The sequence below is a fragment of the Plantactinospora endophytica genome (genome assembly GCF_016862915.1).
GTDB lineage: Bacteria > Actinomycetota > Actinomycetes > Mycobacteriales > Micromonosporaceae > Plantactinospora > Plantactinospora endophytica.
Genome location: NZ_BONW01000028.1, coordinates 379,656 through 398,985 on the forward strand (window position 1 = coordinate 379,656; position 19,330 = coordinate 398,985).

18 protein-coding genes are annotated in these 19,330 nt (G+C 74.2%); 2 read left to right on the forward strand and 16 right to left on the reverse strand.

Annotation, left to right across the window (positions count from 1 at the left end):
- Positions 1-6: 6 nt before the first annotated feature.
- From Pen02_RS27550 to Pen02_RS27590, 9 genes are all read right to left on the reverse strand, one after another.
- The gene (locus Pen02_RS27550) at positions 7-831 is read right to left on the reverse strand and encodes an NADase-type glycan-binding domain-containing protein (protein WP_203869011.1); all 825 of its coding nucleotides are present in this window, start codon (positions 829-831) and stop codon (positions 7-9) included.
- A 286-nt stretch (positions 832-1,117) separates the two neighbouring features.
- Positions 1,118-1,696 carry a phage tail protein gene (locus Pen02_RS27555; protein WP_203869012.1) on the reverse strand — a complete coding sequence of 193 codons (579 nt, stop codon included), beginning with the start codon at positions 1,694-1,696 and terminating at the stop codon, positions 1,118-1,120.
- 31 nt (positions 1,697-1,727) lie between these two features.
- Positions 1,728-3,677 carry a putative baseplate assembly protein gene (locus Pen02_RS27560; protein ID WP_203869013.1) on the reverse strand — a complete coding sequence of 650 codons (1,950 nt, stop codon included), beginning with the start codon at positions 3,675-3,677 and terminating at the stop codon, positions 1,728-1,730.
- Entirely contained in the window at positions 3,677-4,099 is a 423-nt protein-coding gene (locus Pen02_RS27565) for a GPW/gp25 family protein (RefSeq protein WP_203869014.1), read from the reverse strand. The genes Pen02_RS27560 and Pen02_RS27565 overlap by 1 nt, the downstream gene beginning before the upstream one ends.
- A 5-nt stretch (positions 4,100-4,104) precedes the next feature.
- Positions 4,105-4,449: a PAAR domain-containing protein gene (locus Pen02_RS27570; protein WP_203869015.1), complete on the reverse strand. Its 345-nt coding sequence runs from the start codon at positions 4,447-4,449 to the stop codon at positions 4,105-4,107.
- An 85-nt stretch (positions 4,450-4,534) separates the two neighbouring features.
- On the reverse strand, positions 4,535-6,352 hold the full coding sequence (locus Pen02_RS27575) for a VgrG-related protein (protein ID WP_203869016.1): 1,818 nt from the start codon (positions 6,350-6,352) through the stop codon (positions 4,535-4,537).
- A 5-nt stretch (positions 6,353-6,357) separates the two neighbouring features.
- Positions 6,358-7,125 carry a CIS tube protein gene (locus Pen02_RS27580; RefSeq protein ID WP_203869017.1) on the reverse strand — a complete coding sequence of 256 codons (768 nt, stop codon included), beginning with the start codon at positions 7,123-7,125 and terminating at the stop codon, positions 6,358-6,360.
- Between the two features lie 41 nt (positions 7,126-7,166).
- Positions 7,167-7,595, reverse strand: coding sequence for a phage tail protein (locus tag Pen02_RS27585; RefSeq protein WP_203869018.1), 429 nt, complete (start codon positions 7,593-7,595; stop codon positions 7,167-7,169).
- Complete coding sequence (locus Pen02_RS27590) at positions 7,592-7,801, reverse strand: hypothetical protein (protein WP_203869019.1); 210 nt, start codon at positions 7,799-7,801, stop codon at positions 7,592-7,594. The genes Pen02_RS27585 and Pen02_RS27590 overlap by 4 nt, the downstream gene beginning before the upstream one ends.
- 409 nt (positions 7,802-8,210) lie before the next feature.
- Here Pen02_RS27590 and Pen02_RS27595 point away from each other — a divergent pair, with 409 nt between their 5' ends.
- Positions 8,211-9,932, forward strand: a complete 1,722-nt coding sequence (locus Pen02_RS27595; RefSeq protein ID WP_203869020.1) for a hypothetical protein — start codon at positions 8,211-8,213, stop codon at positions 9,930-9,932.
- A gap of 575 nt (positions 9,933-10,507) precedes the next feature.
- Here Pen02_RS27595 and Pen02_RS27600 read toward each other — a convergent pair.
- From Pen02_RS27600 to Pen02_RS27615, 4 genes are all read right to left on the reverse strand, one after another.
- Entirely contained in the window at positions 10,508-10,666 is a 159-nt protein-coding gene (locus Pen02_RS27600; protein WP_203869021.1) for a DUF6760 family protein, read from the reverse strand.
- Complete coding sequence (locus Pen02_RS27605) at positions 10,663-11,133, reverse strand: zinc-ribbon domain-containing protein (RefSeq protein ID WP_203869022.1); 471 nt, start codon at positions 11,131-11,133, stop codon at positions 10,663-10,665. The genes Pen02_RS27600 and Pen02_RS27605 overlap by 4 nt, the downstream gene beginning before the upstream one ends.
- Before the next feature lie 110 nt (positions 11,134-11,243).
- Entirely contained in the window at positions 11,244-11,687 is a 444-nt protein-coding gene (locus Pen02_RS27610; RefSeq protein ID WP_203869023.1) for a phage tail protein, read from the reverse strand.
- Between the two features lie 62 nt (positions 11,688-11,749).
- Positions 11,750-13,297: a phage tail sheath family protein gene (locus Pen02_RS27615; RefSeq protein ID WP_203869024.1), complete on the reverse strand. Its 1,548-nt coding sequence runs from the start codon at positions 13,295-13,297 to the stop codon at positions 11,750-11,752.
- A 238-nt stretch (positions 13,298-13,535) separates the two neighbouring features.
- Between Pen02_RS27615 and Pen02_RS27620 the strand changes: the two genes are divergently transcribed.
- Positions 13,536-14,480, forward strand: coding sequence for an alpha/beta hydrolase (locus Pen02_RS27620; protein ID WP_203869025.1), 945 nt, complete (start codon positions 13,536-13,538; stop codon positions 14,478-14,480).
- A gap of 135 nt (positions 14,481-14,615) precedes the next feature.
- Here the strand turns inward: Pen02_RS27620 and Pen02_RS27625 are convergent, their stop codons facing one another.
- From Pen02_RS27625 to Pen02_RS27635, 3 genes are read right to left on the reverse strand one after another with little or no spacing between them, the layout of a single operon-like run.
- Positions 14,616-16,466: an eCIS core domain-containing protein gene (locus Pen02_RS27625; protein WP_203869026.1), complete on the reverse strand. Its 1,851-nt coding sequence runs from the start codon at positions 16,464-16,466 to the stop codon at positions 14,616-14,618.
- The gene (locus tag Pen02_RS27630) at positions 16,438-18,633 is read right to left on the reverse strand and encodes an ATP-binding protein (RefSeq protein ID WP_239141369.1); all 2,196 of its coding nucleotides are present in this window, start codon (positions 18,631-18,633) and stop codon (positions 16,438-16,440) included. The genes Pen02_RS27625 and Pen02_RS27630 overlap by 29 nt, the downstream gene beginning before the upstream one ends.
- Positions 18,630-19,322 (reverse strand): Pvc16 family protein, encoded by a 693-nt coding sequence (locus Pen02_RS27635; protein ID WP_203869027.1) that lies wholly within the window; start codon positions 19,320-19,322, stop codon positions 18,630-18,632. The genes Pen02_RS27630 and Pen02_RS27635 overlap by 4 nt, the downstream gene beginning before the upstream one ends.
- Between the last annotated feature and the right edge of the window lie 8 nt (positions 19,323-19,330).

Consider the following 19,330-nt stretch of genomic DNA (forward strand, 5'->3'; position numbering starts at 1 on the left):
GCGTCGTCAGGAGGGACGGCGGAAGATCTCCACCTCGGCGATCGCGGTACGGCGGTCGGCGGCGCCACCGTAGCTCTGCCGGACGGTCAACCGGATCCGCAGCACGTCGGGGAAGACCCGGCGGAAGGTCTGCGGACCGGCCTGGTCGGCAAGTCGCAACGTGCTGCTTTCCGAGCCGCCCTGACCGGTCCAGACGGTCAGTTCCAGTTCCGCCGGGCGGGCCTGTCGCAGGAACACGTCACGCTGGGCCGACACACCGGGATGGACGATCAGGTCGAGCAGCCGGAACGGCGTGCCGAAGGTCAGTTCCACGTACTCGCCGCGCCCCGCGCCGTTTTCCGCCGGTGCCCAGTAACTGTTGCTGAGTCCGTCCACGACCAACCCTGCGGAGTGGTTCCGTGCCTGGCTCGACGCGCGTACCGACACCGGACTCACCGGCTCCGGATCGGCGAGCCGGTCACGTACGGCGTCGTCGGCCCGGGCGCCGAGCCGGACCACGCCGTAGCCGAGGCCGGCGAGCAGGGCGACGACGAGCAGCAGGATGCCGATCCGGTGGACCAGACCCCAGCCGCCCGAGCGGGGCCGGACCAGCCACCGTGCCCCACGGACCAGGGCCCGGCAGAGTCGACGCCACCAGGAGACCGGGGCCGCCGGTCCGGGCCGGACTGTGCCGAGGGCCGCGCCGCACCGTCGGCAGAACCTCCGGTCCCGTGGGTTGCCGGTCGCGCAGGCCGGGCAGACGACGTCGCCGGAACCCTCGTCCGGAGCCGGCGGACGTTGCCGTACGACGGGTCGGCGGACCTGCGGTCGAGCGGGCTGGACAGCCTCCACGGCCGCCCCCGCGACACCGTCCGCCGCTGTTCCGCCCTCTGCCGCTGTTCCGCCCTCTGCCGCAGATCCGGCCTCCGCCGCAGTCCCGGCCTCCGCCGCAGTCCTGACCTCCGGCGCGGTTCCGACCTCCGGCGCGGGCGGAGGCACCGTCGTGGCCGAGGGCCGGACGGCAGGGGTCGGAGTCGACGGCCGGACCGGAGGCGGCGCATCCTCGGCCTGCTCCCACTCCAGGAAGGATCCGCAGACCGCGCAGAAGGCGCCACCGGGTTCGGCCGGCGCGCACCGCTCACACCGCTCCATCGTCGTCGCTCCCAGGTACCCCGTCGTTATCGACGACGACCCGTACCGTGCACGGCACATGCGCGGGTCGATTGGCCTCCACCAGGGCCCGCAGCCGGGCCAACGGAACCAGGTCGGGGTCGGGCACCCGTACCGTCACCGTCAGGGCGGGCGCCGCCGTGCCCGGAAGCGGCCCGCCCGGCGTCGACGACCAGACCGTACCGCCGTTCTCGGTCACCTCCGGGCGTACCCCGAACACCGTCCGTATCTGCTCGGCCAGACCCTGAGCCGTGCCGCGTACCCGGTGCAGCGCCACCGCGCTGGCGACCGCCTCCCGACGCTGCCGCAGCGTCCACCCCGGCGCCGTCTCGGCCGCCACCCAGCCGGCAAGCCAGTCGACGAAGTCGGCCGGGGCCAGCCGGGGGTCCAGATAGGCGGCGAGGTTGTCCAGCGTCGAGTGCACCGGCGCCAGCACCTCGTCGAAGGCGGCGAGCAGCCGTCCGGCCAGCTCGTCGGCGCCGTAGATCGTCGGCAGCCGGCTGCCGAACGGATGTGGTGTGCCGAGGCCCGGCACCGCGCCACGCATCGGACGCTCCTCTCTCCGGCCGGGGCCGGTCTCAGCGTTCCTCCACCCGGACCTGGTGCTCGTAGGAGAAGACCAACGCGTGCGGGTCGATCACCACCCGGGGCGTCGCCGCTCCGCGCCGGCCGGTGACCGGGTCGGCGGGGAAGAGCAGCACCTCCTCCACCAACGCGACGCCGGGCAACTGCTGGAGCACTCCGAAGAGTTCGCCGGACTGCACCGGCCGACCGAACGGCCAGCCCGACCCGTCCGGCCCGCCCCGCAGCGGGTGGAGATAGCCGTAGAGCGCGTCGAGCGCGGCGGTCCGGAGCCGCTCGACGGCCGCCCCGGGCCGGGCGGTCACCCGGGCCGCCACGGTGACGCCCTGGTAGAACGGGGGCTCCACGGCCAGGCGTACCCCGATGGGCCGGCGGGCGTCCAGATGCTCGGCGACGGTCGCCAGCATGTCGTCGGGCGGGATCAGTTGCTCGAAGCGCAGTCGGTCACCCGCGTCCGCGACCGCCTCGGGTACGACGAGGACGCGTACCCCGCCGGCGTCGGCGCCGTCCCCGGCGGGCAGGCAGCGGATCCGGGCCGCGGCCGGTACCGCCTGTCCGGCGATCAGCTCGTAGTCGCGCGCGGTCACCGCCCGGTCCTGGGCCCGCAACTGCACCGGACCCCGCTGGCGGGCACTCTGTACCGACTCGCCGTCCACCCCGCCGGCGGCGGCCTCCCGGTTCTCCACCCGGCTCACGTACGGCACCGAGCTGCGCAGCATCGAGATCGCGCCCCGGGCCACGTTCCCGCGTCGCCCGCCGCCGGTGCGGTACCGGCGAACCCGCAACCGGGCACCGTTGGGCGGGACCGCGCCGTACCGGCGGAGCGTTCCGTCGGGTTCGCGGACGGCGGGGCCGAACGCCACCTCGCCGGTGGTCCGGTCCACCGTCACGCACCGCTCGTCCGGACCCGTGCCGCCGAACGCGTCCACCTCGACCCACTCCTGCCAGCCGGTACCGTCGGAGACCTCGACCACGAACGGCTCGTCGTCGGGGATCACCGGCGGCCGGAGCACCCGGAAGCGTTGCCCCGGCACCCCCTCGGATTCGCCGAGGAACTCGCCGACCACCGTTTCGGCGTGCAGCGCCGCGACCGTGCCGCCGATGGTGAAGGCCGACGCGGCCCGGATCGTCGGCGACGCCGAGTAGAACGGCTGGCCGGGCTCGGCGGCCACCAGCCGGCACCGCAGCCAGCCGGCCCGCTGTCCGCCGACGGTGGAGGTGGTGTGGCCGGCCGGCACGTGCAGCACCACGTCGCCGGGCCGGTTGAGTCCACCGGTGGAGTCGCTGTCGACCTCGCACTCCACCCAGTCGGCGCCGTCCCACGCCTCCCAGCGCAGTGGCGGCTGCCGGGGGTCGACCCCGATGCCCTGGACCCGGCTCTCCAGGCGCAGCACCACCGCGCAGGACGGGACCGCCGAGTCCAGGCCGAGCAGCAGGGCGTCGCCGACCGTGGGCGTGGCGGCGAAACAGGACACGTCCCGGCCGTCCCACACCTGGTCGGTACGGTCGACCGCCGGACCGTCGGCGGGATGGACGCGCAGTCCGACCAGCTCGCACGGCACGATCGCCAGGTCGGTGCCGGTGGCGAAGACGATGGCCTCCTCCGTCTCGGTACGCACCGTGCCGGCCTCGGTGCCGGCCCGCAGCAGCACCGCCTCGGCCTGCGGAGCGGCGAGCCAGAACGTGAGATCGGCCCGGGCGGCGGTCGGCGGGAATAGCCGGACGCCGATCAGGTCGAGGAAGGCGAGGTAGTTCTTCTCCGGCACCCGGTTCAACCGGTACAGCAGTTCGTCCGTCATCTGCGCGAACGCCTCGATCAGCGTGACACCCGGGTCGGAGACGTTGTGGTCCGTCCACTCCGGACAGCGTTGCTGGACGAAGCGCTTGGCGTCGTCGACGAGATGCTGGAAGCGGCGGTCGTCGAGGTTCGGCGCGGGCAGGGCCATCAGTTCGTCGCCTCCGTCTCGGGTCCGTCGTGCGACGGGATCACGTAGAACGGGAAGACCAGGTTGCGTGGATCGTTGGTGCCCCGGACCAGGTACCGGATGTCGATGTAGAGGGTGCCGACGTGCACCTCGTCGAAGCCCACGAGTACGTCGGTGACCTCGATCCGCGGCTCCCAGCGGTCCAGCGCGGCCCGCACCTCGAAGGCGATCTGCCCGGCGGTGTTCTCGTCCGCCGGTGCGAAGACGTAGTCGTGCACCCCGCAGCCGAACTCGGGACGCATCGGCCGCTCACCGGGGGCGGTACCGAGGATCAGCCGGATCGCCTCGACGATCTCCCGCTCCCGGTTCACCAGGGCGATACCGCCGCCGGCGTCCAGCCGGAGCGGGAACGCCCAACCGGCGCCGATGAACTGCTCCGCCACCTCGCTCAGCCCCCGATGATCACGTTGACGGCGCCGGTCAGGATCGTCGCCGAGCAGGTGGTCCGGTCGCCCATCCGGGCGGCCGGGAAGCCGCCGATCAGCACCTGTCCCCGTACCGGCGGCGGGCCGGGCATTACGACGTTGCCCGGGCCGAGCGCCAGGTGCGGCGGCGGGATCGGGCAGGTGCAGAGCGTGCCGACCACCGCGGCCGGCAGGCCACCGATCAGCACGCTGGACACGCCGAGCGTGGGTCCGCCGGTCGGTACCGGGGCGCCGGCGCCGGGCGGTCCGACGGTACCGGTGGGTGCGCCGTGGCCGACCCTGTCCCCGATCCGGGCTGCTGGTGGCATCGCCACTCTCCTTCCTCGTGTCGCCTGGCTGCGGCGTCCATCCGGCGTGCGGTGCCGTCCGGGGTACGTCCGGCGGCCCTCGTGCTCAGTTGATCCGTACGACCCGGCCGGCAACGGAGACGCTGGCCCCGGTCAGCTTCAGCTCGCCGGCTCCGGCGTCCACCGACACGCCTCGGCCCTTGACCGAGACCGGCCCGCCCGACTCGACCGACACCCCCTGCGTTCCCTGGACGGTGACCTCGGTCTTGGCCTCGATCACCACGCTGCCGTCGCTGCGGACCACCACCGAGGTACCGGCCCGGTCCAGATGCAGCAGCAGGTTGTCGGTGCCGCTGCGGGTGCGTAACCGCACCCCCTGCGGGGCGGCGACGGTGGGCCCGTCGAGCAGTTCCACCCAGTTGCCGGTGCTCCGGCGGCCGGCCGCCCTGCCCTGTCGGGAGGCGAACGAGAGCCGGTTCACCGCTCCGCTCGTCGGGTCGACCAGCGGCATGTCGTGCGGCGACGGCTGGTCGAGGCCGTTGTACAACCCGCCGACCACGTACGGCCGGTCGAGCAGCCCCTGCTCGAATCCGACCAGTACCTCGTCGCCGACCTCGGGGCAGTAGACCCCGCCGCCGCCGAAGCCGCCGAGCTGCACCGTCCGGACCCAGTCGGTCTCGTACTTGTCGTCCAGCCACGGGAACCGGAGCCTGACCCAGCCCCGGTCCCGGCGTTCCGGATGGTTACGGTCCAGCGCGGCGTTGACGTCGGTGACCACGCCGATGGCCAGTCCCGGCATCCGGGCCGACCGGGCCGGGGCCCGATCGCCGGCGGTCAGCCCGGCCAGCGACCGGTCCCGGCCGCTGCTGACCGTCAGCCAGGTCTGGTAGAACCGCGCCGGGCCGAACACGTGCCGGCTGGTGGTCACCGTGTACTTGCCGGCGAACGGCTCGCCCACCCCGGTCAGCGCGAACGGCACGCCGGCGCGCAGCCGAGGGTTGCCCCGGACGGCCACCTCGATTTCGGCGACGCCGGCCGCCACCTGGGCGGCCACGGCGCGGGACACCGTACCGACCTCGGCCAGGGTCTCGTACGGCACGTCGGCGACCAGCATCTCGGCGGTGCCGAACCGGGCCGCCACCTCCCCGGCGGTCACCGGAATGCCCACCTCGTCGCTGTCCTGCACCGGGGCACGCCCGATCACCGGCTCGCGGGTACGGCGATCCCAGCCGCGTACCTCCACGTCGGTGAACTGGCCGACCGAGGTGACGGCGGCGCGCATGGTGAGCACGTTCCCGTCCACCTCCGCCACGAAGTCGCTGCGTTCGGCGGTCGTCTGCGGGCCCGGGGCGGAGGCGGCGCGGACCGGTCGACGGAACTCGAACCGGCCGTCCACCACCGCCACCTCGGCGTCGTTGTCGGCCGCCAGCATGGTGAGGAACTCCCAGTCGCTGACGTTCGGTTGCGACACCATCTCGTAGACCACGGTGGTGGGATCTATCCGGCCGATCGGCAGGCCGGCAGACCGGGCGAGGTCCCCGGCGACGTCGGAGGCCTTCTGGTTGAGATACCTGGCGACCCGTCGGCCGCGCATCAGCCGGTGCGACAGGTCCATGGCCCGGATGGTGGTGTAGGTGCCGGTACCGTCGAACTCCGTCTCGACGGTGACCACCTCTCCGGTGAACAGCGCCGTCTCGCCTTTGCCGTCCCCGGCCCGCACCGCCACGGTCACCTTCCGGCCTATCTCGATCCTGGCCTTCTCCAGCAGCAGCGATCCGGGGTCGCGGTAGCGCAGGGTCGCCACCGCCGGCATGCCGGCACCGTCGTCGACGGAGCCGTACACCAACTCGTCCGGCCACGGATCGGGGAGCTCGTTCATCGGCAGGCCGACCTTGAGCAGGTTGGTGAGGTTCCCCTCGGACACGCGATCTACCTACCTTCGCCAGCGGGGGCGACCGTCCCGGCCGGCGGGCCGGAGTCGCGGGACAGCACGGGCGGGAACTCGTCGGCGGCGGGCAGCAACAGCTCGGTGCCGGGGCGGAGCCGACTCGGGTCGTCGAGATCGTTCGCCTCGGCGATCACCCGCCACACCGTCGGGTCGCCGTACTCGCGGTGGGCCAGCAGGGGCAGCGAGTCGCCGTCCACGACCCGGTGCACCCGTCGGGCGGAGCGACCGCCGGAGGTGGGGTTCTGGCCGGGCTTGCTGCCGCTGATCTCGGTCAGGTTCAGCTCGCAGGTCGCCCGCAACGGCGTACCGGAGCTGTTGAACAGGGTGTACGTCGCGGTGACCTGGCTGGCGTACGAGTAGAACGAGACGGTCTGGAACTGGCCCCAGGTGAACTTCACCCACGGCGGCGACGGCGCCTTGGCCGCGATGCTGCCCGTGGTCGGCGTGCAGCAGGACAACAGGGTCTCGACCCGTTGCTGCACGGTGCGGCCGTGCGTGTCGGTCACGTCGAGGAAGACCGTCAGGGCGAGCGTGCGCGGCTCGGAGCCGCTGAACTCCGGGACCCCGACCTGCTCCGCGCCCCGGACCACGTGCGGGATCCAGGCCGCCGACTTGGTCAGGGTCAACTGGTTCGGGTTGAACATGAACGCGATCGGGCCGCCGAGCGGGCCGCCGGGACGGTTGCCGCCGCCCGGTGGTGGGTGGTAGCGCTGGAGGAACGCGGAGACCTTGCCGGTCGGTCTCGTCATGGCGCCACCGCCGCGCCGGTCCGGCACCCTGGTCGCGGCACCTAGCCCACCTCCAGGAAACCGTTGTACGCGAGTTCGATGCTCTCGGTCGCCGCCTGGGAGAGATCGGGCCCGAAGGACGGTCCGGTCCAGCGGACGAGTACGACGTCGGCCAGGCCCCACTGCACCAGCAGCGCCCGGTCGGGCCGCAGCGCCGCGATCTGGGCGGTGCCCCGGGTGACTCCCTGCGGGAGGGTGGAGAGCATTCGGGCCACCTTGGCCGTGTCCGGAATCAGCGGCCGGGTGAGGGTGACGTTGGTGTAGCGCACCCGGGACGGCAGTTGCCAGACGAAGCCGTTGTTGCCGCCCTCCTGGTGCTGCTCCACCTCGACCTCACAGCCGAGCCCGTCGCACGAGTTCCAGTCGCCGAGGTCGATCCCGTCGATGCGGAGTCTGAAGTGGACGCTGGTGCCCGGATCGGTACCGGTCATCGTGCACCGTCCAGCCATCGACCGGTACGCTCGCGACCCAGCCGGAGTTCGGCCCGCAGCAGCCGGGAGATCGGCTCGACGAGGCGGTGCGCGAGTTCGTCCAGAGCCCGGCGGTCGAGATGGTGGAACCGTTCGGCACTGTCCCGCTCGTCGCGCCCCGGCCCCGAGGAGGCGCGCGGACGACCGCCCGTCGAGTCGGGCCCCACCGTCCCACCGCCGCCCCCGCCGGTTGCCGTACGACCGGCGGTTGGGTGGTTGGCCGGCGCCGATCGCCTCTGGACGGTCGGTCCGGACCGGGGGTTCGGTGCCGTCGGTGCCGTGCTGCCGACGGTGGCAGTGCGGGAGGTTCGCTGCACCGGCAGCGCGGCGGGCGCCGTTGGGGAGGAGGCGGCACCCCGAGGACCCGTTCCGCCCCTGGCGCCGGCGGTGTCGGCCAGGGCCGGCCGGACCCCGGCAGCCGGAACCGGAACGGGCGGCGGAGACACCGACACGGCGACGGCGGAGGCCGGCCGCGCCGGTCCGGCGACGTGCCGGGGGAGTGGTCGCGCCGGCGTCGGACGAGGGGCCGGGGCGGTCCGGGTCCCGACATCGGAGGAATTTGCTGTCGGCCCCACCATGGCGGGCACCTTCCTGCTGGTCGGCGGAGTTCGGCCGGTCGTGGTGGCGGTGCTGGCCGAGGGGTCCGAGCCGCTGCCGGAGGGTCTGGTCCAGCGGATCGGCACGGCGGGTCCGGCCGGGCTGCGGGTGCTGGCGGGCATCGTGGTTCCGGAGTCCACCCGGGATGTCGCCGGGATCGTGGCGGTCTGGCGCAGGATCGGCAGCCCAGGCCGTCCGCCGAGCAGCGGGACGAGGTCCGACCGTCCGCCGGCAGGTTCGCCCCCGTCACCGTCCCGGGGCGGCTCCGCGCGCCCCGACCGCGTCATGCCCGGACCGGCGCCACCCGGTGGCGAAGCGGTGCTCGGCGGTCGCGGAGCGGTGCCCGCCCGCGCCGGGGCGGTGCTCAGCGGCGGCGGCGCGGTGCCCGGCCGCGCCGGGATGGTGCTCAGCGGCGGCGGCGCGGTGCCCGGCCGCGCCGGGATGGTGCTCGGCGCCGGCGGCGCAGTGGCCGGCCGCGCCGGGATGGTGCTCAGCGGCGGCGGCGCAATGGTCGGCGGCGCCGGGACGGTGCTCGGCGGCGCAGACTGCGGCCGGGGGGCCGGTAGCCGGGTGTGGGGTTGCCCGGCGGGCGTCTCGGGGCGCGGCTGGCCGAGCGGCATCCGGGGCTGCGGCTCGACGGACCGTTGCACCGACCGGGCCGCTCGGCCCGGAGCGTCGGACCCTGCCGTGGCCGCGTCGTCCCTCGGCGCCGGACGCGTCCCTGGCAGCGAGGGCAGCGCCGACGGCTCGGACAGCTCGGACGCGGCGGCGGAGCGGGTGGGCAGCTCGGTCGGCGGTCGGGGCGGGTCGGTCGGGGCGGCCTCGGAGGCGGCCGGCGGTCGGGGGCGGATCACGAGCCGGGGCCGGGCCTCCGGGCCGAGCGGGGCACCGAGGCCGACGGGCGGTCCGGCCGGCGGGCCTGCCCGGTGGGCCGGCGGACCGCCCGGGCCCGCCGGGACGCCTCGGGACGGTTCGCCGCCAGGGCCGGGAAGTCCCGCTCCGGCGGCGGGGTCGGCGGCGGTCGGGCCGGGGCGCGGCGTCGCACCGCCGGGACCGGGTGGGCCGGGACGGGCCGGTGGGACCAGGCCGGTTGCGGGGATGGTGGGACCACCCGGGGCCGCAGCGACGCCGGGCCGGTCGACCGGCGCGATCCCGCTCCGTCCCGACGTGCCGGGCGCGTTGGCGGCCGACGGGCTGCGGCCGTGTTGCACAGCGGACCGCTGTAGCGGTACCCCGGCGCTGCCGCTCGTACCGGACGTTCCCGTACCGGGCTCCGGACGCGTCGACCGGGGCACGGAGCGATTCGAGGCCGGCCGGAGCGCCGTCGGTACCGTGGCCGGAGCGGCCGGGTCGGGGGCCGGCAACACGATGGGTTCGCCGAGACCGAGTCGGGGCGCCGAGCCGGTCCGGTGGGTCCGGGACACCGGCGTGGCCGGTGCGTCGGGCGCCGCGTCATGCCCGGTCGGCCGGAGCGGAGCCGCGACGACCGGCGGCGGGGTGGCCGTGGCGGACCCGAGTGGGGGCGGCGCGGCGGGCGGGAACCGATCCGTGGCGGAGGAGTCCGGCGCGACGGGCGACGTGCTGCGCCGCGACGTGACCCGGGACGGTGCCGACGAGGTGTTGCCGGCACCGCCGGAGTTCGCGCGGGAGCCGCCCGGGCCCGCCCCGGTCCGGGCGGCGGCCGGCGGCCGGGAGAGATGACCGGTGGAGTCGGGCAGGGCGACGGACAGTGGCCGAGGTGCGGCGGCGACCCGGGCGACCGTCAACGGCGTACCGGTCCGACGAGCGGGGGAGGGGCGTACCGGCGTCGCCCCGGCAGGTGGCGTCGTGGCCGCACCGGTCGGGAGCGGACCTCCGGGTTCGGCTGTCGGACGGCTGTCGGAGCCGGGCGGTGCACCGAGGGGCGGGGAGGTCGGTGCTTCCGGGTCGGGCCGGTGGCGCATCGGCAGGCCGGGCCGGGCCATCGCAGCCGGTGCCGGTGGCAGCGGACGGAGCAGGTCGTACGCCAACCCGCTGGGCGCGTCCGGGCTGACCAGGTGCGCCAGTGGGCTCCGGAAGGCGGGGTTCTGCCAGGTGGCCAGCCGGCCCCGGAACCCGACCGGGTCGCTGAGTGACACCTCGGCACCGGTGACCAGATCGGCCATCGGTGGCACACTCCGCCAGCCCGGATCGGCGGTGTCCCGGCCCGCTCCGGTGGCCGGCTCCGGGGACGGGTCCACGGTGGACGGATCCGGTCCACGCCACCGCCGGAGCAGGTCGCGTACGCCCATCGCCGGTCACCGCCCTTCGTTGACGCGGTTGTTGATGGCGGCGATCTCTGTGACGTAGCGCCGTCGTTCGTCGTGACGCAGGTCGAGGATCTCGTCCCGGGACCAGTGGAAGTGGTAGGCGACGTACGCGACCTCCTCGTAGAGCCGGTCGGCCGCGTACGTCACGATTCCCCCGGGCGACCACCGGCGAGGTCCACCTCGAAGCCCGATGCGCAGTGCGGGCAGGTGACCGCCGCGCGACTGTGCCCCTCCGCGTTGATCCGCCGGTAGAAGTCCTGTAGGAAGGCCAGATCCGAGGCGAACAGCCGTTCCACCTGCTCGGCCCGTACGTCGGTGACCGTGCCCAGCCGGGTGATGACCATGCTGAGCAGCACGACCGACAGGTACGCGGGATTGTCCTTGACCCTCAGGTCGACCAGCGGGGCGAGTTCGTCCCGGGCGGTGGCCAGCCGCATGCTGCCGTCCCGGTGCACGGTGCCCGCCTCGTCGACGTAGCCCCGGGGAAGCTCGAAGGAGAACTCGGTCTGGAGCCTCGGCGGCCCGGCCGGGGCGCTGGGAACGGCTGCCGGGACGGAGTCCGTCCCGTCCGGCGGCTCGTCCAGGGCGGTGTGCGAAACGGTACGTCGCCTCATCGACCTCGCGGCGTGCGGACCCGGCCGTCCGGGCCCGGGAGGAACGCCGCTGCCTCCCTTCACAGAATCGGTACGGGTGCATCGGGACGTCAGGAACCCGCCGTCGCACCTCAGGAGCTGGTGATCCCCTCGAAGACGATCGTGATCTTCTCGGTGGCCGGGGACGTGTCGCCGGCCCGCAGGCTGGGGCCCTCCCACCGGCTCACCCAGGCGTTTGTCAGGTCCCACCGCCGCTGCTCCGCGTTCTCCGCGTCGACGATGATGACGCTGATGTTCTGCCGGGCCGTGTTGATCGCGCCCTTCTCGTACGTGTCCTTGATCCATTCGGTGAACGCGCTGCTCTTGTCCAGGCCGCGGGTGATGGTCACCTCGCCGCCCTTCCGCGCCCCGGGAATCTTGCGGATGATGTACTCCCCGGTCGGGGTGACCTGGGTGACCTCGATCGCGTCGAGTTCCACGGTGAGGCCGCTGACCTCCTGGACCGACTCGACCCGGGCCTTGCCCAGCTCCACCTGGAACCGGTGGGTGACGAAGGTGTCGCCCGTCTCGGCCATCGCTGGTTACCGTCCTCTCCCTGTCGCCACGCTGCTGTCCACTGTGGAAAACCTGTCCGGGGTCATTCCGAGACGAGGCTGCTGCTGTCGGAGTACTGGGACAGCCGGAAGACGACGAACTCGGCCGGTTTCACCGGGGAGACCCCGACCTCGCAGACCACCCGGCCACGGTCGACGGACTCCGGCGGGTTGGTCTCCCGGTCGCACTTGACGTAGAAGGCCTCGGCGGCCGTGCTGCCGAACAGCGCCCCGCCGCGCCACTCCTCGAGAAGGAACGCGGCGATGTTGCGCCGGACAGTGCCCCAGAGCCGCTCGTCGTTCGGCTCGAAGACCGCCCACTGGGTGCCGAGCAGGATCGACTCCTCGATGTAGTTGAACAGCCGGCGGACGTTGATGTAGCGCCAGGAGGGGTCGGAGGAGAGGGTCCGGGCGCCCCACACCCGGATCCCCCGGCCCGGGAACGCGCGGATGCAGTTCACCCCGACCGGGTTGAGCAGGTCCTGCTCGCCCTTGGTCACCGCGTTCTGCACCTCGATCACGCCCCGGAGCACGTCGTTCGCGGGTGCCTTGTGCACCCCGCGCTCCGCGTCGGTACGCGACCACAGCCCGGCGACGTGTCCGCTCGGCGGCAGGAACCGGTGCTGGCCGCTGGCCGGGTCGAACACCTTGACCCACGGGTAGTAGAGGGCGGCGAACCGGGAGTCGTACCCCGCCTCGTCCTGCCGCCAGGTCAGCACCTGGCGGGCGGTCAGCTCCGGCGGCGGGTCGAGGATCGCCATCCGGTCGCCCATCTGCTCGCAGTGCGAGATGACCGCCAACTGGACCGCCTTGACGTCGTCGAGGCCGATCCGCCCCTGCTGGTACGCGCTCATCAGGTCGGGCACCGCGACCATGGTGATCTCGTCGATCGCCTCCAGGCCGCCGAAGCCGGTCCGGGCGTCCGCGTCGCCGACGTAGTCGTCGGCGGAGACCCGGGCGGGCAGGCCGGCCCCGTCGGCCGGCGCCGGTGGTACGGCCACCGACTGCTTCGCGGGCCGGGCCAGCGCGTTCGCCGGCGCCGCCTCCTCGACCGCGATCAGCCTCGACCGCTCCCGTACCTGGTTGACCACGTACGCCTTGGTGTTCCGCTTCGCCGAGACCTCGAACGACTCCCGCTCCGCGCCGTCCTGCCGGACCACCAGTCTGAACCGGTCCTCCGGCACCGACTCACCCTCGACGTCGACCACCTCCACGGTCAGCTCACCGGCGTCGCCGGGGCCGGCCAGCGCGGTGACCGTGAAGGTGCCGAGCGGCACCGGCGGACCGGTGACCGCCGTGCCCGCCGTGCTCCCGCCGGTGGACGTCTCCGGGGCGCCGACCCGGACCACGTAGCAGGCGCCGCCGCCGTTGGCGAAGTAGGCGTACACCGCGTGGGCCAGGTAGGCGTCCTCGACCATCTCCCCGAACGTCTGGACGAACTGGCTCCAGTTCGTCACCAGGGTCGCGGTGTTGAACGGCCCCCTGGCGGCGAAGCCCACGAAGGCGGCGACGGCGGTACCCACCCCCTCGATCGGGCGCGAGCCGCTCGGCACCTCCTCCACGTACACCCCGGGTGACAGGTACGACGGCATGGCAGCTCCCTCGGGCACGACGGCGATCCGTGGGGAAAGTCTCGGTCGACGCGGGACCGGGAACCACGACCCGACGGGCGGGCGTCGGGGAAGCCGTTGCGACCCGATCGGGCAGTTCCGGGCGGGCACCGTCAAATGGCGGATGTCTGCCCGGACGGGTGTCGGGAGACTCCGCGTACCCGAGGGTCACCTCGGCCGTTCCCGCCGCGCTCGCGGCCCGGATTCCCGGAGTGCTCGGATGATCGTGCTGGAGCCCGCCGCCCGGCGGTTCGTCGAGGCGACCGCGAGCCCGCCGTACCTGCACCAGTTGGGCCCGGAGCGGGGTCGGCGGCTCCTTGCCGAACTCCAGTCCGGCAACCTCGCCAGGCCCGACGCGGACCTGGAGGACCGGACGGTACCTGCGGATCCGGCCCGGGCGGTGCCGATCCGGATCGTCCGGCCGGCGGGCGCCATCGGCCGGTTGCCGGTGATCCTCTACCTGCACGGCGCCGGCTGGGTCTTCGGCGACTGCCACACCCACGACCGGCTGATCCGGGAGCTGGCCGTCGGTACCGGCGCGGCGGTGGTCTTCCCGCACTACAGCCTCTCGCCCGAGGCGCGTTATCCGCTGGCGGTGCAGGAGTGCTACGCGGTGCTGTGCTGGCTCGCCGGTTCCGGGGCGGCCGACCTCGACGGTCAACTGGTGGCGGTGGTCGGCGACTCGGTGGGTGCCAACCTGGCCACTGCGGTGACGCTGCTGGCGAAGCGGCACGCCGGCCCGAGACCGGTCGGGCAGGTGCTCTTCTACCCGGTCACCGACGCCGGGTTCGAGACCCCGTCGTACCGGGCCTTTGCCGAGGGCTTCCACCTGCGCCGCGACGCGATGCGCTGGTACTGGGACCAGTACGCGCCGGACGAGGCGGTCCGGGCCGAGGTGACCGCCTCGCCACTGCGGGCGGATCTCGGGCAGCTCGCCGGGCTGCCGCCGGCACTGGTGATCACGGCCGAGGCCGACGTGCTGCGCGACGAGGGCGAGGCGTACGCCCACCGGTTGCGAGCGGCCGGGGTTCCGGTCTCGGCGACCCGGTACCAGGGCATCGTCCACGACTTCGTGATGCTCGACGCGCTGCGCGGCACCGAGGCGGCGGAGGCGGCCATCACCCAGGCCGTCATCTTCCTCAAGCGGGCGCTGCGGGTGGCCTGATCCGCGTCCTGCCGGGGCGGCGCCTGATCCGGGCTCCGCCGGCCGGGACGCGAGCCCGCCCCGGCCGCTGCCCCGTCTGGGGGGGAGGGCAGCGACCGGGGCGGGCCGTTTCGGCCGACCGGGCGTGCCGTCGGCTCAGATCGGGCGGAGCACCTTGGCGGCGGGGGCGACGTTCGGGTCGTCGGCGAGGCGTACGGCGGGGACCTCGAGCAACTCGTTGATGCCCGGGAAGTGGTTGGGCAGATTCACTCCGCCCACGGAGACCGCACCCGGCTGGGCGTTGTTGTGCGTGGTTGCGTGCGACGCGCCGGCCTGCACCAGGTATTTGCCGGGGGCCGTACCGTGGGCGACCGACTGCGCCCGGTCCCGGCGGATCACCTGCTCACCGTAGGTGTTCTGCATGACCGCACGCCGGTGCATGTTCGTCCCGACGCTGCGCGCCGGACGTCCGCCGGTCCCCTTGATCCGCATGCCCGTGCTGTGCGCCTCCGTGAGGAACTCGGCGAGGTCGACGGCGTGCTGCGCCCGGTAGCGGTCGCAGAAGTTGGTCAGCTCCGGGCTCATCACGCCGCTGGCCAGGTACGCGTCGATCAGCCGCTGGTGCGCGTCCTCCCGGACCGATTCGAGGTAGAGGGTCCGTACCCCGTTCTGGTGCAGCCGCGCCATGTGGTTGGCGGCCCAGGCGAAGAACGGCTCCTGGTGGTGCGGCCCGCCGATGACCAGACCGTCGTTGGCCAGCAGGAGCATGTCGGTGGCATCGGCCGCCGGCATCGGGACCCCGCGCAGCATCGCGGCCGTCACGTCCGCCACGGCGCTCGCGTTGTCGTCGCCGGACTCCTGCTGGTACTGCGTGGCCCGGGCCACCGCGTCGTTGGCGAGTTGCTGGTCCCGGGCGTCCTGGGCCTGCCAGTAGGCGAGGGACACCGGATCCCGGCGGCCCAGCTCCTCCATCATCTCGGCGTTGCTGCGGGTGTGGCCGCCGACGGTCGCAGGAATCCTCTCCTGCGTCGCCACCTGCCGCAGAGCGTTGCCGAGCTGGTATGCGGGCACTGGCGGGCTCGTCTCGTTCACCGAGACGAAATCCGTGTCGAGACTGATCCGGTCCTTGACCGGCGCCTGCCCGGTGGCCGCCTGGTAGGCGGCGCTCAGTTGGTTCCAGTCGTCCTGGTTCCGCACCTTGGCGGTGGGTTTGTGGGTGGACGCCGACCGGCGGGGGCCGCGGACCCGGACCGACGGGCCGGGCGGCTCCCGGTGCAGCTCGTCCTGGGTCACCCGCTGGACCGCCGGGGTGTCCGACGACGCACCGGCCGGCTCGGTCGCGGTGTGGGCCTCCCGCCGCGCGGGCGGCGCACCGAGGACACCGTGCGGGTGCGCCGCCGCAGGTGGGGCGCCCAGGGCACGCTGCGCGTTGGCCTCCGCAGCCCGTTCGAAGCTGTCACCCGGGTCGGAGACCCGGTGGCCGAGGCCGTCGTCGGTCCCGCTGACCGGGCCGGAGCGCTGCTGGATGACGTGGGTGAGCTCGTGCAGCAGAGTACGCCGGTCGGCCCCGCCCTGACCGAGCACCACGTGCTGTCCCGAGGTGTACGCCCGGGCGCCGACCTCGTCCGCCGAGCGCTGGGCGAGGCTGCCGGTGTGCAGCCGTACGTCGGAGAAGTCGGCGCCGAGCCGGGCCTCCGCGTCCTGCCGTACCGGCTCGGCGAGTGGGGTGCCGGCCGAGCGGAGCACCTCGTGCACCGCCGACCGCTGCACCGGCTCCGGCCCTGGCGCGGGTTCGCTGCCGTGTTCGTCGTGGGTGTGCCCGTGCTCCGGGCCGGATTCGGCGTGTAGCCGCTGTATCGCCCAGGTCACCGCGGCGTTGCCGGCCTGCTGTTGCAGGGCCAGTATCGCGGCCGTCGAACCCGTCGGCGCGGCGCCGCCGGCCCCGGCCCGGGTCTGCCGGCCGCGCCGGGTCGGGGCGTCACGGTCCGGTGGATCGTGTGCGCGCATGGCTGTCCTCCCGTGGTCGGTCCACCCGCGCGGGCTCCCCGCGCGGTCGGTGCTCGCCGAACTCGCTCTCCAGCAGCAGCCGGCCGAGCTTGCGGTACTCCCGCTGCACCGCGCCGATCAGGTCCGCCATCCGTACCGGTCGACCCGCCTCCGCCGCCAGGTACGCCGCGGTGACCACGCAGGCCCGGATGCTGCCGCCGGACAGCTCGAAGTTGCGGGCACAGAAGTCCAGGTCCAGGTCGTCGTCGCGGGGCAGTTCGGTGCCGAGACAGCGGTCCCAGAGCGCGCGCCGCTGCGCCACGTCCGGCAGCGCGAAGTCGACGATCAGGTCGAGCCGCCGGGTGAACGCCTCGTCCAGGTTGGCCCGCAGGTTCGTGGTCAGCACCGCGACGCCGTCGAAGGACTCCATCCGTTGCAGCAGGTAGGCGCTCTCCAGGTTGGCGTAACGGTCGTGGGCGTCCTTGACCTCGGAGCGCTTGCCGAATATCGCGTCCGCCTCGTCGAACAGGAGCAGGCCGTTGACCCCGGCCGCCTCGGTGAAGATCCGCTCCAGGTTCTTCTCCGTCTGGCCGACGTACTTGTCCACCACGGTGGAGAGGTCCACGACGTACAGGTCCAGGCCGAGGTCGGCGGCGACCACCTCCGCGGACATGGTCTTGCCGGTGCCGGAGTCGCCGGCGAACAGCGCCAGCACGCCCCGCCCCCGCCCGCCGCCGGGGCGCATCCGCCACCGGCCCAGCACCCGGTCCCGGTACCGCACCCGGAGCGCCAGCTCGCGGAGTTGGTCGTGCACCGGACCGGGGAGCACCAGGTCGGTCCAGCCGACGCCGGGTTCGATCCGCCGGGCCAGCCGGGCGAGGCCGCCGGCGTTCTGCCCGCGTACCCCGGCGTGCAGGTGGTCGGCGCCGACCTGGTCGGCGCCGGCGAGGAGTGCGAGCTGGTCGGCGGCCTGCGCGGCCCGTCGTATCTGGTCGGAGCCGAGCAGGTACGGCGCCAACTCGCGCGCCGGGTCCACGCCGTCGGCCCATCCGGCGGGGCGGTCCGCGTCCCGGGTGCCGCCGGCGGCCCGCCACAGCCTGGCCCGGCCCTGCTCGTCCAGTGGCGGGGCGGTGACCAGCAGCGGTGCCCGGCGCGTCCAGTGTGGATCCCACTCGTCCGATCCGGTGAGCAGCACCGGCACCGGCTGGTCGGCGAGTCGGCGCAGCAGCCGGGCCTGCTCCGGCCGGCCGACCGGGTCGAGTGCCTGGACCGGGCCGGCGACCAGGCCGGCAGCGCGCAGCCGGGCCTCCCGTACCGCCGCCGCCAGCAACTCGGCGGGAGCGGGGTCGGCGGCCAGCGCGTCGAGGTCGAGCCGCAGCACCGCCCGGCCGGCCCGGACCAGCGCCGCGACGGCCAGATCGTCGGCGGCGCCGCCGGGACGCTCCCGCAGGTAGCCGAGGCTCACCCCGGAGCGCAGCGCGTCGCCGAGCCGCTCGGCGATCCGGGTCCGCTCCGACCCGTCGGACACCTCGCCGGGCGGTTCGGCGGCGAGGTGGTCCTCCGTCGCCCAGGCCGCCCCGACCAGCCGGGGGTCCGGCGTGTCGGTGCCGAGCAGGTGCGCGGCCACCCGGTCGGGCACCCGCAAGGAGCGGGAAAGGTACGGCTGGTCCGGCTGCTCGACCATCAGCAGCCCGCCGGCGACCAGCGGCGCCGATCCGGTGAACCGGGACCGGCCGATGGCGTCGCCCGGCGTCGCCCCGCACAGTTCCAGGGCCAGCCCCACGGTCGCCCGGCGCCGGCTCACGTCGTCGTTGAGGTAGCCGTAGAGCCGCTCGTACCGGGACTCGACGTCGGGAAGCAGCGCGACGAGCAGCACCTCCACGTCCAGTGCGGTGAGTCCGAAGACGTGGGCCAGTTGCCGGAGCCGGGGCTCGGTACCGGCCTCGGCCGCCCGGTCCGCCCGCTCCTCCGCCGCCGCCCGCGCCCGCTGCTCGGCCGGATCCACCGGCTCCGGTACGGGGGACGGGGCCACCAGCCGGTCGGCGTCGTCCGCGGCGAGGTACAGGCCCCGGAACGGGTCGTCCGGCCGGGGATCGTCCCGGCGCCGTTCGGCGACCAGTCGAGCCACCCGGATTCCCACCAGCCCGAGCCGCTCCCACAGGTACCCGATGCCGTCCGCGCCGCTCACCGGTCGTCCCGGTGGCCGTCCGGCTCGGCGCGCGAACCGACCTCGACCCGCTCCGCCCCGTCCCGGCCGTCGTCCCGGCGGCGGGGCGCGGCGGCGCGGGTGCGGAGACTCGCCAGGCGCCCGGCAGTGTCGCTGACCAGGACCATCCGTTCCCGCACCGGCGGCGCCGCCACGATCCGGCGGGTCGACACCGGCGCGACGACCACCAGGTCCAACGAGGGCTTGAGTTCTCCACCGAGCGCGGTCCACACGTCGGCCAGCGCCCGGCCCTCGCCGGGTGGTGCGGCGACCGCCATCGGCACCGCCAGGCGCAGCGCCGCCAGCGAGCCGGTCAGCCGGGCGGCCGGCAGTTCGTCGTACCTGACCAGACCGGCCAGCAGCGCGGCCAGCAGCCGGTGTTCGTCGGTGGGTCGGTTGGTCCACGCAGTGACCAGGTAGGACAGCGCGAAGAAGTGCGGCGCGTCGTGCCAGGCCACCGTGCGGTCGGTGGCGTCGCGCTCGGCGACCCGACCCTGGAAGTGCCGTGACCGGTCCTCCCGGATGTCGTAGAGGAACAGGTTCACCGTCGGTGCGTTGCGCCGGGTCGCCCACTGCCGGGTGGGCGGGTCGAACGACACGTCCACCCCGGTGTCCGCCAGCATCTCGTCCACGACCAGACCGCGCAGTCCCTCGTCGATCTCGTGTATCACGCGTCCGT